Here is a 16,015-nt window from a genome sequence, read left to right as displayed (position 1 = left end):
CGTAAAATCTGCGACCGTGTTCAATCAGACGCACCTTCGCTGTATTTGGGAGTCCTTCGGACTCCAGCGGGAGCAAGCTCCCTCGCCACAAAAGCGATATACAACTATGCTCCCTTAGAATTTTCCGCTCATAAGGTAATTCGAAAAAGTTATTTATTTTCGGATTCTTATATCATTTAGTCTCCTTTTCACGCCGACTCTCGGTCGCCTGACAAGGAGCTTTCCGATGAAACTGACTTCCCCTCTTCGCCTCCTGGCAGCCGCATCACTGGCAGCGGCGAGTTTCCTGGCTCAGGCGGCAGATGTGACCGTCGCCTACCAGACCACCGTTGACCCGGCCAAAGTCGCCCAAGCCGACGGTACCTATGAAAAAGCCACCAACGCCAAGATCGACTGGCGCAAATTCGACAGCGGTGCCGACATCATCGCCGCCATCGCTTCCGGCGATGTGCAAATCGGCTACCTCGGCTCCAGCCCCCTGACAGCTGCAATCACCCGCAAAGTCCCGGTGGAAACCTTCCTCATCGCCACCCAGATCGGCGCCGCTGAAGCACTGGTCGCTCGCGATGGTTCCGGGATCAAGACCCCGCAAGACCTGATCGGCAAGAAAATCGCCGTACCGTTCGTTTCCACCGGCCACTACAGCCTGCTGGCTGCGCTGAAACACTGGAACATCGACCCATCGAAAGTCACCGTGCTCAACCTCGCACCGCCAGCGATCATTGCTGCGTGGAAACGCGGTGATATCGACGCCACCTACGTGTGGGACCCGGCTCTCGGCGTGGCCAAAGAAAACGGCAAAGTGCTGATTACCTCGGGCGAACTGGCCAAGTTCGGCGCACCGACTTTCGATGCCTGGATCGTGCGTAAGGATTTCGCCGAGAAGCACCCGGAAATCGTCACCGCGTTCGCCAAAGTGACCCTCGATGCCTACGCCGACTACCGCAAGGACCCGAAAGCCTGGCTCGCCAACCAAAGCAATGTCGACAAACTGGTGAAACTCTCCGGTGCCAAGGCCAGCGACATTCCATTGCTGCTGCAAGGCAACGTGTACCCGCTCGCGGCTGATCAGGTGATCACCCTCGGCGCGCCGACCACCAAGGCCATCACCGACACTGCGGTATTCCTCAAGGAACAGGGCAAGGTCGAGGCCGTGCTGCCGGACTACGCGCCGTACGTCAGCGCCAAATACATCACCAATTGATCGGGAGTTAACCGCGATGGCTTTGCTTCAGCTGGAGCGCATCAGCGCACAGTATCCCGGCGCAGCGGAACCTGTGCTGACGGATATTTCCTTGAGCCTGGGGCCCCGGCAGTTGCTGGTCGCCCTCGGCCCGTCCGGCAGTGGCAAGACCTCGCTGTTGAACCTGATTGCCGGTTTCGTCGAGCCCAGTGCCGGGCGCATCACCCTCGACGGCGTGCCGGTCAAAGGCCCGAGCGCCGAGCGCGGCGTGGTGTTCCAGGACGACGCCCTGCTGCCTTGGCAGGACGTGCTGGCCAACGTCGGCTTCGGCCTGGAACTGGCCGGCATTGCGCGGGAAAAACGTGAACTGCGCGCCCGGGAAATGCTCGCGCTGGTGGACCTTTGCGGTTTCGAAAATCGCCGAATCTGGCAGCTCTCGGGCGGGCAGAAGCAACGTGTCGGCCTCGCTCGCGCCCTCGCAGCAGACCCTCGGGTTTTGCTGATGGATGAACCCTTCGGTGCCCTCGACGCCTTCACCCGCGAACAGATGCAGGAGCTGTTGCTGCAAGTCTGGCAACGCACCGCCAAACCGGTGTTCCTGATTACCCACGACATTGAAGAAGCGGTGTTCCTCGCCACGGATCTGATTCTGCTGGCGCCAAACCCCGGGCAAGTCGTCGAGCGTCTGAGCCTGGACTTCGGTCAGCGTTACGCTGCCGGCGAATCGGCACGCTCGATCAAGTCCGACCCGCGCTTTATCGAAACCCGCGAACACGTGCTCGCCAAAGTGTTCTCCCAACGCAGTGCCGTCCAGCGGCAGGAGCGCGCATGAGCACCTATGAAATTCCCGCCGCGACGGTGAAACCGGGCTCGACGGTCATTCCGCTGCGTCGCAGTTTGAACACGCGCTGGATCAGCGTGCTGACCCTGATCGCATTGTTGGCGATCTGGTGGGCCGTCACGGCCACTGGTTTGATCGAACCGCTGTTCCTGCCGCCGCCGTCCGCCGTGCTGCAAAAAGGCTGGCTGCTGGTAACCACCGGCTACATGGATTCAACCTTGTGGCAGCATTTGGGCGCGAGCCTCAGCCGTATTGGCCTGGGCCTGGGCTTCGCGGTGCTGACCGCCGTGCCGGTCGGCATCGCCATCGGCCACAACCGCATCGCTCGCGGCATTCTTGATCCACTGATCGAGTTCTATCGCCCGATTCCACCGCTGGCTTATCTGCCGCTGATCGTGATCTGGTGCGGCATCGGTGAGTTGTCGAAAGTCTTGTTGATCTACCTGGCGATTTTCGCCCCGATCGCGATTGCCACCGCCACTGGCGTGCGCACCGTCGACCCGGCGAAATTACGCGCCGCGCAGTCGTTGGGCGCCACTCGGGCGCAGTTGATTCGCCATGTGATTCTGCCCAGTGCCCTGCCGGACATTTTGACCGGCGTGCGGATTGGTCTGGGCGTGGGTTGGTCGACGCTGGTGGCCGCCGAGTTGATCGCCGCCACCAGCGGTTTGGGCTTCATGGTGCAGTCGGCCGCACAATTCCTGGTCACCGATGTGGTGGTGCTGGGGATCCTGGTGATCGCATTGATCGCCTTCGCCATGGAAATGGGGTTGCGTGCGCTACAACACAAACTGGTGCCATGGCACGGCCAGGCTCACTGAATATTCATTGTGGGAGCGGGCCTGTGGCGAGGGGGCTTGCCCCCGCTGGGCCGCGAAGCGGCCCCCCAAAATAATCCAGGCAACACTTTCCTCCAGCCAGTTTTAGAGATACAGGTTTTACGACTGCTTCGCAGCCGAACGGGGGCAAGCCCCCTCGCCACAAAGGCTCGTTCCCCATAGTAGGCACCCCGGATTGAAGAGAAATACCATGAGCAGCCTGACCATCGTCCCCTTAAGCTCCGCCCTCGGCGCGCAAATCAGCGGCATCGACATCAGCCAGCCGCTGAACCGGGAACAACGCGACGCCATCGAGCAGGCGCTGCTCAAGCATCAAGTGCTGTTCTTCCGCGACCAGCCGATCGAGCCGCAGCAGCAAGCGCGATTCGCCGCCTATTTCGGCGACCTGCATATTCATCCGATTTACCCGAACGTGCCGGAACAGCCGGAAGTACTGATCCTCGACACCGCTGTCACCGACGTGCGAGACAACGCGATCTGGCACACCGACGTGACCTTCCTGCCGACCCCGGCGATGGGCGCGGTGCTCAGCGCCAAACTGCTACCGGAATTTGGCGGCGACACGCTATGGGCCAGTGGTATTGCGGCGTATGAAGCGCTGTCCGCGCCGATGAAAACCTTGCTCGAAGGGTTGACCGCCACTCACGATTTCACCCGTTCGTTCCCTCTGGAGCGCTATGGCAATACACCGCAAGCCTTGGCCCAGTGGGAAGAAGCCCGGCGCAAGAACCCGCCGTTATCGCACCCAGTGATTCGCACGCACCCGGTAAGCGGGCGCCGGTCGTTGTTCGTCAATGAAGGGGTCACGTCGAAGATCAATGAGCTGTCGGAAACGGAAAGCGAGGTGATTCTGAAATTCTTGTTCGCCCACACCACACGGCCGGAATTCACCATCCGTTGGCGCTGGCAGAAAGACGACATCGCGTTCTGGGACAATCGCGTGACCCAGCATCACGCGGTGGATGATTACCGCCCGGCGCGGCGGGTGATGCAGCGGGCGACCGTGTTGGGGGATGTGCCTTTCTTCCGGTGATTCGCCAGTTTTTGTACTGACATTGATGGCCCCATCGCGGGCAAGCCCGCTCCCACAAGGATTTGTATTGACCAATATTTTGCGGTCAACCGATAACCTTGTGGGAGCGGGCTTGCCCGCGATGGGGCCGGAACGAACACCAGAGAGTACGGCGCCGAACACTTATTCAGCCGTCGAAGGCTTCTCCCACAAATTGACCCCACCCTCCTGGGCAAACCGATCAATCTCCGCCAACTCTTCCACGCTAAAACTCAGGTTCTTCAACGCCCCGACGTTCTCGATGATCTGCTCCGGCCGGCTCGCGCCAATCAGCGCCGAGGTCACCCGTGGGTCGCGCAGGGTCCAGGCCAGCGCCAACTGCGCCAGGCTCTGACCGCGACGTTTGGCGATTTCATTAAGCGCCCGCACATGGGCGATGTTGGCTTCGGACAGATGCGACGCCTGCAACGAACCACCACCCGGACGATTGACCCGCGCATCCGCTGGCACGCCATTGAGGTACTTGTCGGTCAACAGCCCCTGAGCCAATGGCGTGAAGGCGATCACGCCGGTACCGAGTTCATCGGTGGTGTCCAGCAGGTCCTTTTCCACCCAGCGATTGAGCAGGTTGTACGCCGGTTGATGAATCAGCAACGGCACTTTCCACTCTTTCAGCAACCCGGCGATTTCACGGGTTTTCACCCCGGAATAGGACGAGATGCCGATATACAGCGCCTTGCCCTGCTGCACGGCGGTAGCCAGTGCACTGGCGGTTTCTTCAAGCGGCGTGTCCGGGTCGAAGCGATGGGAATAGAAGATGTCCACGTAGTCCAAGCCCAGGCGTTGCAGGCTTTGGTCGAGGCTGGCCAGCACGTATTTGCGCGAACCTCCGCCCTGACCGTAAGGACCGGCCCACATATCCCAACCGGCCTTGCTGGAGATGATCAACTCATCGCGGTACTGCTTGAAGTCTTCACGCAGCAAACGGCCGAAGTTGATTTCGGCGCTGCCGTACGGCGGGCCGTAGTTGTTGGCCAGGTCGAAGTGGTTGATGCCCAAGTCAAACGCCGTGCGCAGCAATGAGCGCTGGGTATCGATTGGCGTGCTGTCGCCGAAGTTGTGCCACAAGCCCAGGGACAGTGCCGGCAGCACCAACCCGCTGCGACCCACGCGGCGGTAAGGGATGGAATCGTAGCGGTTTTCGGCAGCGGTGTAGGTCATCGAATCCTCTCTTGTCTGTCTTGAATGTGGTATCGACTGCTTTGCAAGTTGCCCAGCATACGCCCGGACAAACGCCGATAAACCTCGGACTCGAGAAAATGCTGAAACGTTTCACAGATTTTCGGTCCTGAGAGTGATCGTTCCCACGCTCCTGCGTGGGAATGCATCCCGTGACGCTCCGCGTCACCTTCAGAATCGGAACGCGGAGCATGGGAACGATCAGTGGGCCGGCAGTTACTGAGCCCCCGCAAACACCTCCCCCAGCCAATCCACAAACACCCGAACCCGTGGCGACATGTGTTTGTTATGGGGGTACAGCACTGAAACCGGCATCGGCGGTGGAGGCATATCGCTGAGGACTTCCTGCACCAGCCCTTGGGAAATCAGCGTTTCCATTCGGTAGTGCGGGCACTGAATCAACCCCAGGCCTGCAATCGCCGAGGCTGCGTAAATCTCCGCACCGAACACTGAAAGCGCGCCATCGATTGCCACCTCTTTCAGCTCGCCATCGACCATGAATTCAAACGGAAACAACTTGGCGGTGGTGCGCGAAACGTAGTTCACCGCGCGGTGTTTTTTCAGGTCGTCGAGGTTTTGCGGTTCGCCATATTTGCGCAGGTAGGCGGGGCTGGCGCAGGTGATCTGTCGCAGGTTGGCAACACGTTTACCGATCAGCGCCGAGTCGCTCAAGGTGCCGGCGCGTAGCACGCAGTCGACGCCTTCGGCGATCAGGTCGACAAAGCGGTCGGCCTCGCTGATGGACAACTCGATATCCGGGTAGCGCGCCATGAATTGCGGCAACGCGGGGATCACGAAGTGTTTGGCCAAGGTGCCGTGCAAATCCACTCGCAACCGCCCTTTCGGTGCCACGCTGCGGAATGCCAATTCGGCTTCTTCCAGTTCCGCCAGCAACTGCACGCAACGCAAGTAGTACGCCTCGCCATCCAGCGTAGGACGCACCTTACGCGTGCTGCGCTCAAGTAAACGCGTACCCAGCCAGGCTTCGAACTGATTCAGCGTGTGGGTCAGGGTTGCCCGCGGCAGATTCAGGTCATCGGCCGCCAGCGTGAAGCTGCTGCGCTCGTAGATCCGCACGAAAATCCTCATCGCTTTGACTTGATCCACGCAGAATTCCTGACGGTCGATTGTTGGCGATTATTGAACAGTGAAGGCAACTCTCATGCATTTATCGCCCTGAGTAAACATGTGAGTCTGGCGCCACTTCAAACCACTCCAAGGAATCAACGCCATGACTACTCAAACGTCGAAAGTTGCCATCGTGACCGGCGCCTCTCGCGGCATCGGTGCCGTGATCGCCAAGCAACTCGCCAGCGAAGGTTTCGCGGTCGCCATCAACTACGCCAACAGTGCCACTGAAGCATCAAAACGGGTGGTTGAGTTGCGTCAGGCTGGGCATCAAGCCATCGCGGTCAAGGCTGACGTAGCGAATGCCGACGACGTGCGTCGGTTGTTCGACGAGACCGAAGCGCAACTGGGCAAGGTCGATGTGCTGATCAATAACGCCGGCATCCTCAAAGTAATGCCACTGGCGCAGCACACGGACGAACTGTTTGATCAGACTTTCAACATCCACGCGCGCGGCACGTTCAACACCTTGCGTGAAGCGGCAACCCGCCTGAACAGTGGCGGTCGGATCATCAACTTCTCCAGCAGCACCGTCGGCCTTAACTTGCCGGGCTACGCGGTGTACATCGCCAGCAAGGCAGCAGTGGAATCCCTGACTCAAGTGTTTGCCAAGGAAATGCGTGGTCGCAACATCACCGTTAACGCAGTGGCGCCTGGTCCGGTGGCGACGGAGCTGTTTTTGCACGGCAAGAGTGAAGAGCAGATTCAGAATTTCGCCAAAATGCCTCCACTGGAGCGTTTGGGTCAGCCGGAGGATATTGCTCGCGTTGTGTCGTTTCTGGTGGGGCCGGATTCGGCTTGGGTGAATGGGCAAATTCTGCGGGTGAATGGTGGGTTGGTTTAACTATGCTCGATGTATATAGGGGTGAATCAGCAAGGCCGCCTTCGCGGGCAAGCCCGCTCCCACAGGGATCGTGTCGTTCACGGAATTACCGTTCGACACAACCCCTGTGGGAGCGTGGCTTGCCCGCGAAGGCGGCCTCAAGGGCAATACACATCTGAAGGGCGGAACTCCACCATGCACACAGCAATCATCATCTTCTTCGGCCTGATCCTGCTCGCGCTGATGCTATTCATCGGCGAGAAAATCGGCTTCAGCCGCCAGACCCTGACCTATGGCTTCGTCGTGCTATGGCTGGCGTTGACCTTGATCAACGGCGCGGTCGGCATGGTCAACGCCGGTCAGCCGTTGAGCACGGAACTGGTGGTCGGCAGTGTGGTGTTCGGCGTGCCGGTGGCCGCGCTGGTGTTGTTCATGGCGATGAGCACTGACGCCTGACAAGACATCAGCGCCACCCGCGTAGGTCAACGCACCAGATGCAAAAACTGCATGTGCCGCTCGTACTGGTCGAGGATGTCGTTGATGACCTGCTCCTTGGTGTAGCCGACCAGATCGTAATCCTGACTGCCCTCTCTCAAATGCACTTCGGCCCGGTGGTAACGGCGGTTGTTGAGTTGCTTGGAACCCATGCCGCCACGGGCGAAGGACGGCGTGAAGTAACCGCGCATCTGCACCTGATAGATGAACGGATGCAGTTCGCCGTGACCGATCTCCAGGCTGACGTTGTCATTGGCCGGATCAGGCTGAGCGACCACGTGCAGCCCCTTCTCGACGAACACGGCGGTCACGTCCTCAATCGCCGGGCGCACCGTCGTATCGAGGAAGCGATAGACCTCATCCCGAGACGGGAAATGCACCGCCTGACTCAAGCGCTGACGCCATCCACCGCGCCGCGAGCCGGACACCGGCGCAAGGGAATGCAGTTGCGCGATCTGCTTCTGCGACTCCAGATAAAACGCCTTGTGCAGCCCCCACATCATCAGCAGCAAAATCATCGAGAACGGCAACGAGGTCAGCACCACCGCTGACTTCAACGCATCGATGCTGCCGGAGAACAGCAGCGCGCTGGTCACCAGCGCCGTCATCGCGCCCCAGAACACTCGCAGCCATTTCGGCCCGTCTTCATCCGGGTTACCGCCCTTGGCGGACAACGTCGACAACACCACAGTGCCGGAGTCGGCGGAGGTCACGAAGAATACGAAACTGATGAACACCGTGACCGCAATCACGGTTTTGCTCCACGGGTAGGTTTCCAGCAGCAGGTACAGGGTCATCGACGGGTTATCGATAGCCGACATGCCGAGCGCGCTCATGCCGTGGTTGAGGACCTGGTCGATGGCGCTGTTGCCGAAGATCGACATCCACGCCAGGGTGAAACCGAGCGGAATCAACAGCACGCCGAAGACGAATTCACGGATGGTCCGGCCACGGGAAATCCGTGCGATGAACAGCCCCACGAATGGCGACCATGCAATCCACCAGGCCCAGTAGAACACCGTCCAGCCGCCCAGCCAGTCGCTGGGTTTGTCGTAGGCGTAGAGGTCGAAACTCTTCATCGGCAAGGCGCCGAGGTAATCGCCGAGGTTCTGGATCAGCGTATTGAGCAAGTGCTGCGTGGGGCCGGCGAACAACACGAACAACAGCAGCGCACAGGCCAGCAGCATGTTGATGTCGGACATCACCCGCACGCCTTTATCGACACCGGACACCGCGACGATGATCGCCGCGCCCATCATCAACGTGATCAGGCCAACCTGAATCCACTGTGTATGGGCGATGCCGAACAGGTAGTCGAGGCCCGAGTTGAGGTGCAATACGCCAAAGCCCATGTCGGCGCCGAGGCCGAACACCGTGGCGATGATGCCGAAACCGTCCACTGCGTAACCGATGGGGCCGTTGATGCGCTTGCCGATCAGCGGGTACAGCGCCGAACGCAGGGCCAGCGGCAGGTTATGTCGATAGGCGAAATAGGCCAAGGCCATACCGACAAAAGCGAACACGCCCCAACCGTGCAGGCCCCAGTGCAGAAACAGAATCTGCATCGCCTGACGCGCCGCATCCGCCGTGCCAGCCTCGCCTTGCGGCGGTTGCGCCAGGTGCGTCAGCGGTTCGGACACGCAAAAGAAAAACAGCGTGATGCTGATCCCGGCGGCGAACAGCATGCCGGCCCAGGACAGGTAGCTGAATTCGGGCTCGTCGTGGTCGGCACCGAGCTTGATCTTGCCGTAGCCAGACAAGGCGGTGACCACCACGAAGACCAGATACAGCGTCATCGCGAGCATGTAGTACCAGCCGACCGTATTGGCCGCCCAGTTTTGCGCTTGCAACAGCCAGGCTCCGGCCTGCTCGGGCATCGCCATTACCACAACGGCGAACAACAAAATAAAGGTCGCCGCAAAATAAAAAACCGGCGGATTCATGCGGACCAGACCGCTTGCGGGGGTGGACGATGCACTCATGAAAGGTGCACCTCAAGGGGGTGAAACAGGACAATCAATAACGGACTCGGCAAAGGCAAGCCTCCTGTTGTGAGCGGGCAGCAAACCGGTGGTTTAACTTGAATAAGCGTTCAAGTTAAACATGGATAGGGGGCTAAGGACTAATCGCAGGGCTCGGCGGTAGCTTTCCTACGCTAGCTCAAGGAAGGGGATGACGCGGGGTTTGCGGGATTCGTTCGGCGGGAAATTAGCTAAATGCCATTATCTCGGCCTGGCCTGAAATCATCGCGGGCAAGCCACGCTCCCACAGGTTTCGTGTCGTTCACGGAATTAGCGTTCGACACAAAACCTGTGGGAGCGTGGCTTGCCCGCGATGGCGTCAGAAAGACCACTAGAGATTTTGGAGCTTACTTCTGCGTCCCATCATCATGCTGCAGATTCGCCTGGGTCAGATTGCACCCTGCCGGCACGCTACGGGTCAGCCAGACATTACCGCCGATGGTCGAGCCCTTGCCGATGGTGATCCGCCCCAGAATCGTTGCGCCGGCATAGATCACCACATCGTCCTCGACGATCGGATGCCGCGGATGGCCCTTCTGCAACTGCCCGTCCTCGTCCGCCGGGAAGCGCTTGGCACCCAGGGTCACCGCCTGATAAATCCGCACGCGCTCGCCAATGATCGCGGTCTCGCCGATCACCACACCCGTCCCGTGATCGATGAAGAAACTGCGACCGATCTGCGCCCCCGGATGGATGTCGATGCCGGTGGCCGAGTGGGCGATTTCCGCGCTGATCCGCGCCAGCAGCGGCAAGCCGGCGCGATACAAATGATGGGCCAGGCGATGGTGAATCACCGCCAGAATCCCCGGATAGCAGAGCAACACTTCATCGACACTGCGAGCCGCCGGGTCGCCGTGATAGGCCGCCAGTACGTCGGTGTCCAGCAGAGTGCGCAGCCCCGGCAAAGCGAGGGCGAAATCCTGAATGATCTGAATGGTTTTGGCCTCGACTTCAGTATCGGCCTGGGCACTATGGCGCGCGGCATAACGCAGTTCGAGCCGCGCCTGAGCGAGCAACGCGTTCAGTGCGACGTCGAGTGTGTGACCGACGTAGAAATCTTCACTCTCCTCGCGCAAATCCACCGGGCCCAGACGCATCGGGAACAGCGCACCGCACAAGGCTTCGAGAATGTCTGCCATGGCCGCTCGGGACGGCAACTCGCGACCGCCCTGCTCGCCGCTGGCACGGCCGTTTTGTGCGCGCCACTGGTCGCGCGCCGTACGCAGTTGGCTGACGATGGTCTGCAATTGCCAATGGCTGGAACGCTCGCTCACGGTAAAAACTCCTCACGGGCGGCCGGACTGTCTGGCCGCGTTAACCGCGATTACTTTACGGCAACGGCTTGCAGCCGAATTAAGAACCAATAGTGCTGTGCTTAATACTTTTGGCTATAAGCGATTGGCAGTTGCCCCACTAAATACCCGTGCCTATAGTCCTGACATCTTCCTCCGCCAGTACGGACCCATGATCAAACAACAGCTTGCCCGCTTTAACCGCCTCGACCTGCTCGGTCACCCTACTCCCCTGGAAAAACTCGAACGCCTGTCGACCTGGCTGGGCCGCGATGTGTACGTCAAACGCGATGACTTGACGCCATTGGCACTGGGCGGCAACAAGCTGCGTAAACTCGAATACCTGGCCGCCGATGCCTTGGCCCAGGGCGCTGATACGTTGATCACTGCTGGCGCGATCCAGTCCAACCACGTGCGCCAGACCGCCGCCATTGCGGCCAAGCTTGGTTTGGGCTGCGTGGCCCTGCTGGAAAATCCGCTCGGCACCGACGACTGCAACTATGTCGGCAACGGCAATCGGCTGTTGCTGGACCTGTTCGATGCCAAGGTCGAGTTGGTGGAAAACCTCGACAATGCCGACGAGCAATTGGAGGCGCTGGCCGGGCGTCTGCGCAGCAATGGTAAAAAGCCGTATCTGGTGCCGATTGGTGGCTCGAATGCATTGGGCGCTTTGGGTTATGTCCGTGCAGGCCTGGAACTGGCTGAACAGATCAAGGACACCGGGCTGCAATTCGCCGCGGTGGTCCTGGCGTCCGGCAGTGCCGGCACCCACAGCGGCCTGGCGCTGGCGTTGAGCGAAGTACTGCCGGATTTGCCAGTGATCGGCGTGACCGTTTCCCGCAGCGATGAAGCGCAACGACCGAAAGTCCAGGGCCTCGCCGAACGCACAGCCGAGCTGCTGGGCGTGAGCCTGCCGGCGCATTTCAAAATCGAACTGTGGGACGAATATTTCGGCCCGCGTTATGGCGAACCGAATGCCGGGACATTGTCAGCGCTGAAGCTGCTGGCGAGTCAGGAAGGGTTGCTGCTGGATCCGGTATATACCGGCAAGGCCATGGCCGGTTTGCTCGACGGCATCGGGCGCCAGCGCTTCAATGACGGCCCGATCATCTTCCTGCACACCGGTGGGGCGCCGGCGTTGTTTGCCTATAAAGATTCTCTGATTGGATGAAGCATTTCTGTGGCGAGGGAGCTTGCTCCCGCTGGGGTGCGAAGCGCCCCCACAACCGGCGCCGAGGTGTTTCGGTTGAATCGCGGTGAATGGTTTTACGACTGCTGCGCAGCCGAGCGGGAGCAAGCTCCCTCGCCACAGGGGATCGCATCAACCTTATATTCAATAAGAGAATAACAAACTTAGTATTTAGTATTTTTCAGATCTAACAGCGATATCATATAGTCACGCCGCAGGCGAATTTGCAGCAAGACGCATAAGCTGCTTTAGGGCACGATATCGCAGTCGTTCAAATCCCGAATTTGCCAACTTTCCTTAAGCGTCTTCCATAAGAAAACACAGGGGCTTGTCATGAATTTTTCCGCATTACGTCGAAATCTGCTCGTGGGTTCGCTGGGCCTGGCGCTGAGCGCCGGCCTGCTCGGGCAGGCAGTGGCTGGTGAGCAACTGCAAAAAATCAAGGACGCAGGCGTGATCAACGTCGGTCTGGAAGGCACTTATCCACCGTTCAGCTTCGTCGACGAGGCCGGCAAACTGAGCGGCTTCGAAGTCGAGTTCTCCGAAGCCTTGGCCAAAGAGCTGGGCGTGAAGGTCAAACTGCAGCCGACCAAATGGGAAGGCATCCTCGCAGCCCTGGAATCCAAGCGTCTGGACGCGGTGATCAACCAGGTGACCATCACCGAAGAGCGCAAGAAGAAGTACGACTTCTCCACGCCTTACACCGTTTCCGGGATTCAGGCGCTGACCCTGACCAAAAACAAAGACACCATCAAGACCGCCGCCGATCTGGCCGGCAAGAAAGTCGGCGTAGGTCTGGGCACCAACTACGAGCAGTGGGTGAAAGAGAATGTGCCCAAGGCTGACATCCGCACCTACGAAGATGATCCGACCAAGTTCCAGGATCTGCGCGTCGGCCGCATCGACGCCATTCTGATCGACCGCCTGGCCGCGCTGGAATATGCCAGGAAGGCCAAGGACACTGCCGCCGCCGGCGAAGCATTCTCCCGCCAGGAAGCCGGTATTGCCCTGCGCAAAGGCGAGCCTGAGCTGCTGGCCGCGGTGAACAAAGCCATCGACAAGCTGCGTGCCGACGGTACGCTGAAAAAGCTGTCGGAAAAGTACTTCAGCGCTGACGTCACTCAATAATGGGAGAAGCTTTCCAACTTGCGCTGGACTCCGCGCCCTTTCTGCTCAAGGGCGCGTACTACACAGTCATCCTGAGCCTGGGCGGAATGTTCTTCGGCCTGCTGATGGGCTTCGGCCTGGCGTTGATGCGGCTGTCGCGCTTCAAACTGGTGAGCTGGATCGCCCGCATCTACGTGTCGTTCTTTCGCGGCACGCCGTTGCTGGTGCAACTGTTCGTGATCTATTACGGCTTGCCGCAATTGGGTATCGAACTTGATCCGCTGCCGGCGGCCCTGATCGGCTTCTCGCTGAACATGGCGGCCTACGCCTGCGAAATCCTGCGTGCCGCGATCAGCTCCATCGAGCGCGGCCAGTGGGAAGCCGCCGCCAGTATCGGCATGACCCGCGCGCAAACCCTGCGCCGGGCCATCCTGCCGCAAGCGGCGCGCACAGCTCTGCCACCTTTGGGCAACAGCTTTATTTCGCTGGTCAAGGACACCGCGCTGGCGGCCACCATTCAGGTGCCGGAGCTGTTCCGTCAGGCACAGCTGATCACCGCCCGTACCTTCGAAATTTTCACCATGTATCTTGCCGCTGCGCTGATCTACTGGGTTCTGGCGACTGTACTGTCGCACCTGCAGAACCAGTTGGAAGCGCGGGTCAATCGGCACGACCAGGAGTCCTGACCCAATGATTGTCGTGGAAAAACTGACAAAGCAGTTCAAGGGTCAGGTGGTGCTTAACGGCATCGATCTGCAGGTGAAGGAAGGCGAAGTGGTGGCGATCATCGGCCCCAGCGGCTCGGGCAAGACCACCTTCTTGCGTTGCCTGAATTTTCTCGAGGAACCTAGCAGCGGCCGGATCAAGGTCGGCGACATCGAGATCGATGGCAGCCGCCCCCTGAACCAGCAGCAGAGTCTGGTACGGCGTTTGCGCCAGCATGTGGGTTTTGTGTTCCAGAACTTCAACCTGTTCCCCCATCGCACCGCCCTGGAAAACGTGATCGAAGGCCCGTTGGTGGTGAAAAAGATCCCGCGTGCCGAAGCCGTTGCCCTGGGTAAGAAGCTGTTGGCCAAGGTCGGCCTGGCGGGCAAGGAAGACGCTTACCCGCGACGCCTCTCCGGCGGTCAGCAACAGCGTGTGGCGATTGCCCGAGCGTTGGCGATGGAACCGGAAGTGATCCTGTTCGATGAACCAACCTCTGCGCTGGACCCGGAACTGGTGGGCGAAGTGTTGGCGACCATCCGCGGCCTGGCCGAGGAGAAACGCACCATGGTGATCGTTACCCACGAAATGGGCTTTGCCCGGGACGTGGCCAACCGCGTGGTGTTTTTCGACAAGGGTGTGATCGTCGAACAAGGCGAAGCCAAGGCACTGTTTGCCAATCCGAAAGAGGAACGGACGAAGCAGTTTCTCAGCAAGTTTCTTAATAACGCTTAGTGCCGCCCCACTCGAAAAGTTGTCAACTTCCATGGATGGAAGTGGCATTAACGCCGCTTTATAAAAATCGCATGTCAGCTTTCAACGACTCACATGATTCGCCTCCATCATAAATAACTTCCCACCGTCCGATGCGGTACATATATATGTCCTGCAACAGATTCATATCGCCTAAAATCTATAAAACACCTCGCTGTCCACGCTCAAAGGGTTGCTGCCTCGGAGGCATAAAACCCACCAAATACCGAACTATATTCGACAGAGCGATGCGGTTTATTAACCACGCCGCGTAGGAGCTTTCTGAATCACGCAAGAACTAACCTTTAACCAACCAACGCTATTGACACCTATTCAACTGCACTCTTATCTAGTCCCCAACAGGCAACAACCACCCCACTCAATTATTGTTTAAGCGCGCAAATAGTGAATCGTTTTGTTGCTTGGTAATTCACGCCTTTCGATCTTTCAGAAATGGACTTCGCGGCAAGGCTTCAAGGAGAGAAACCCCATGACAAGCACTTCGAACAAACCCGAACTCGCAGCCCCGACCCTGGCGCAAAGCCACAAGGCCGGTATCAACATCACCTCGGCCGCTCACCTGATGATCGACGTGCCGCCCTACCCCGGCATGGACGAAGGCGATCTGATCGAGCTGTTCTGGAACAACTGCTATGTCGCCTCCAGCGTGTTGGGGGTCGACCACGACAGCAAAGCCGTGAGCCTGCGGGTGCCGGAAAGTTTCATTGCCAATGGTTCTGCACGCGTCCATTACAAGGTCATGCAGGTCGGGCAAGGGCCGGCGGTATCACCGGCGGCGCGCGTCCAGATCAAACTCGATTGCCCGGGTGGCCTGCTTCTTTGCGATGAGGAAAACCAGAGTCTGGCGCCCGTATTCATCCCAGAGACCATTCGCCGTCAGGGGGTCAATTCGAACCAGGTCAAACGCGGTGTCCCGTTGACCATCGAACCGTACCTGAACATGGCCGTCGACGACGAAATCACCCTGCGCTGGGGCGATGTGCGCATGGATCTGCCCAAACTCAAAGCTTGCGATGTGGGACAGCCGATTCAGGTCTGGGTGCCCCCTGCGATCATTCTCGAAGCCGGCGAAGACCTTCGACTGGAAGTGACCTACTGCATCCTCGACCGCGTGGGTAACAACTCGCGATGGGCACCGGCACGCACACTGAAAATCGGCTGTGCCAATCCCTACCTGAAGGTGCCGCCGAAAGAAGCGCTCATGGCGGCTGAATCCCGAAAGAAGTGAAGATTCTTGGTGTAACACCGTCTTCGTGGGGAGGGGCTTCTGTGGCGAGGGGGCTTGCCCCCGTTGGGTCGCGAAGCGGCCCCGAAACTTGAACGCCCGACGTTGTGTCAGGCAAACCGCATAGGCAGGATTTACGACT

General features: G+C 59.3%; 15 protein-coding genes. 11 read left to right on the top strand and 4 right to left on the bottom strand.

The features are described 5' to 3' along the window. Positions 1 to 226 precede the first annotated feature (226 nt). The 4 genes from tauA (at position 227) to tauD (ending at position 3,896) form a co-directional block, all read left to right on the top strand. Positions 227 to 1,204 (top strand): taurine ABC transporter substrate-binding protein, encoded by a 978-nt coding sequence (tauA, locus tag ACZ3HH_RS03735; RefSeq protein ID WP_465802810.1) that lies wholly within the window; start codon positions 227 to 229, stop codon positions 1,202 to 1,204. A 16-nt stretch (positions 1,205 to 1,220) separates the two neighbouring features. Continuing rightward, on the top strand, positions 1,221 to 2,015 hold the full coding sequence (gene tauB, locus ACZ3HH_RS03730; protein WP_465802809.1) for a taurine ABC transporter ATP-binding subunit: 795 nt from the start codon (positions 1,221 to 1,223) through the stop codon (positions 2,013 to 2,015). After that, positions 2,012 to 2,845, top strand: coding sequence for a taurine ABC transporter permease TauC (gene tauC, locus ACZ3HH_RS03725; protein WP_465802808.1), 834 nt, complete (start codon positions 2,012 to 2,014; stop codon positions 2,843 to 2,845). Before tauB ends, tauC begins: the two co-directional genes overlap by 4 nt. 208 nt (positions 2,846 to 3,053) lie before the next feature. Further along, positions 3,054 to 3,896: a taurine dioxygenase gene (gene tauD / locus ACZ3HH_RS03720; protein WP_465802807.1), complete on the top strand. Its 843-nt coding sequence runs from the start codon at positions 3,054 to 3,056 to the stop codon at positions 3,894 to 3,896. 162 nt (positions 3,897 to 4,058) lie between these two features. Here tauD and mgrA read toward each other — a convergent pair whose 3' ends face one another. Together mgrA and ACZ3HH_RS03710 are read right to left on the bottom strand one after the other, a co-directional pair. Continuing rightward, positions 4,059 to 5,096 (bottom strand): L-glyceraldehyde 3-phosphate reductase, encoded by a 1,038-nt coding sequence (gene mgrA / locus ACZ3HH_RS03715; protein ID WP_201061574.1) that lies wholly within the window; start codon positions 5,094 to 5,096, stop codon positions 4,059 to 4,061. A 234-nt stretch (positions 5,097 to 5,330) separates the two neighbouring features. Then, the gene (locus ACZ3HH_RS03710) at positions 5,331 to 6,221 is read right to left on the bottom strand and encodes a LysR family transcriptional regulator (protein ID WP_465802806.1); all 891 of its coding nucleotides are present in this window, start codon (positions 6,219 to 6,221) and stop codon (positions 5,331 to 5,333) included. A 124-nt stretch (positions 6,222 to 6,345) separates the two neighbouring features. Between ACZ3HH_RS03710 and ACZ3HH_RS03705 the strand changes: the two genes are divergently transcribed. Together ACZ3HH_RS03705 and ACZ3HH_RS03700 are read left to right on the top strand one after the other, a co-directional pair. Beyond that, a complete protein-coding gene (locus ACZ3HH_RS03705) occupies positions 6,346 to 7,086 on the top strand; it encodes an SDR family oxidoreductase (RefSeq protein ID WP_465802805.1) in 741 nt (246 codons plus the stop codon). A gap of 174 nt (positions 7,087 to 7,260) precedes the next feature. Then, a complete protein-coding gene (locus tag ACZ3HH_RS03700) occupies positions 7,261 to 7,521 on the top strand; it encodes a hypothetical protein (RefSeq protein ID WP_465802804.1) in 261 nt (86 codons plus the stop codon). A gap of 26 nt (positions 7,522 to 7,547) precedes the next feature. On the opposite strand, the gene betT is transcribed toward ACZ3HH_RS03700, so the two are convergent. Next, positions 7,548 to 9,503, bottom strand: a complete 1,956-nt coding sequence (gene betT, locus ACZ3HH_RS03695) for a choline transporter BetT (RefSeq protein ID WP_465803388.1) — start codon at positions 9,501 to 9,503, stop codon at positions 7,548 to 7,550. A 425-nt stretch (positions 9,504 to 9,928) separates the two neighbouring features. Next, on the bottom strand, positions 9,929 to 10,855 hold the full coding sequence (gene epsC / locus ACZ3HH_RS03690; protein WP_008005160.1) for a serine O-acetyltransferase EpsC: 927 nt from the start codon (positions 10,853 to 10,855) through the stop codon (positions 9,929 to 9,931). A 190-nt stretch (positions 10,856 to 11,045) separates the two neighbouring features. Here epsC and ACZ3HH_RS03685 point away from each other — a divergent pair, with 190 nt between their 5' ends. The 5 genes from ACZ3HH_RS03685 to ACZ3HH_RS03665 all read left to right on the top strand — a co-directional run bounded on the left by ACZ3HH_RS03685 (position 11,046) and on the right by ACZ3HH_RS03665 (position 15,876). Beyond that, on the top strand, positions 11,046 to 12,044 hold the full coding sequence (locus tag ACZ3HH_RS03685) for a D-cysteine desulfhydrase (RefSeq protein ID WP_465802803.1): 999 nt from the start codon (positions 11,046 to 11,048) through the stop codon (positions 12,042 to 12,044). A 351-nt stretch (positions 12,045 to 12,395) separates the two neighbouring features. Then, entirely contained in the window at positions 12,396 to 13,190 is a 795-nt protein-coding gene (tcyJ, locus tag ACZ3HH_RS03680) for a cystine ABC transporter substrate-binding protein (RefSeq protein ID WP_007903114.1), read from the top strand. Next, complete coding sequence (gene tcyL, locus ACZ3HH_RS03675; RefSeq protein ID WP_007903115.1) at positions 13,190 to 13,855, top strand: cystine ABC transporter permease; 666 nt, start codon at positions 13,190 to 13,192, stop codon at positions 13,853 to 13,855. Before tcyJ ends, tcyL begins: the two co-directional genes overlap by 1 nt. A 4-nt stretch (positions 13,856 to 13,859) precedes the next feature. Then, positions 13,860 to 14,609: an L-cystine ABC transporter ATP-binding protein TcyN gene (gene tcyN / locus ACZ3HH_RS03670; RefSeq protein WP_008068688.1), complete on the top strand. Its 750-nt coding sequence runs from the start codon at positions 13,860 to 13,862 to the stop codon at positions 14,607 to 14,609. A gap of 508 nt (positions 14,610 to 15,117) precedes the next feature. Beyond that, positions 15,118 to 15,876, top strand: coding sequence for a hypothetical protein (locus ACZ3HH_RS03665; RefSeq protein ID WP_465802802.1), 759 nt, complete (start codon positions 15,118 to 15,120; stop codon positions 15,874 to 15,876). Positions 15,877 to 16,015 lie beyond the last annotated feature (139 nt).

This window comes from Pseudomonas sp. PME37.24/025, assembly GCF_055556615.1.
This window is presented reverse-complemented; position numbering and strand designations above follow the sequence as displayed.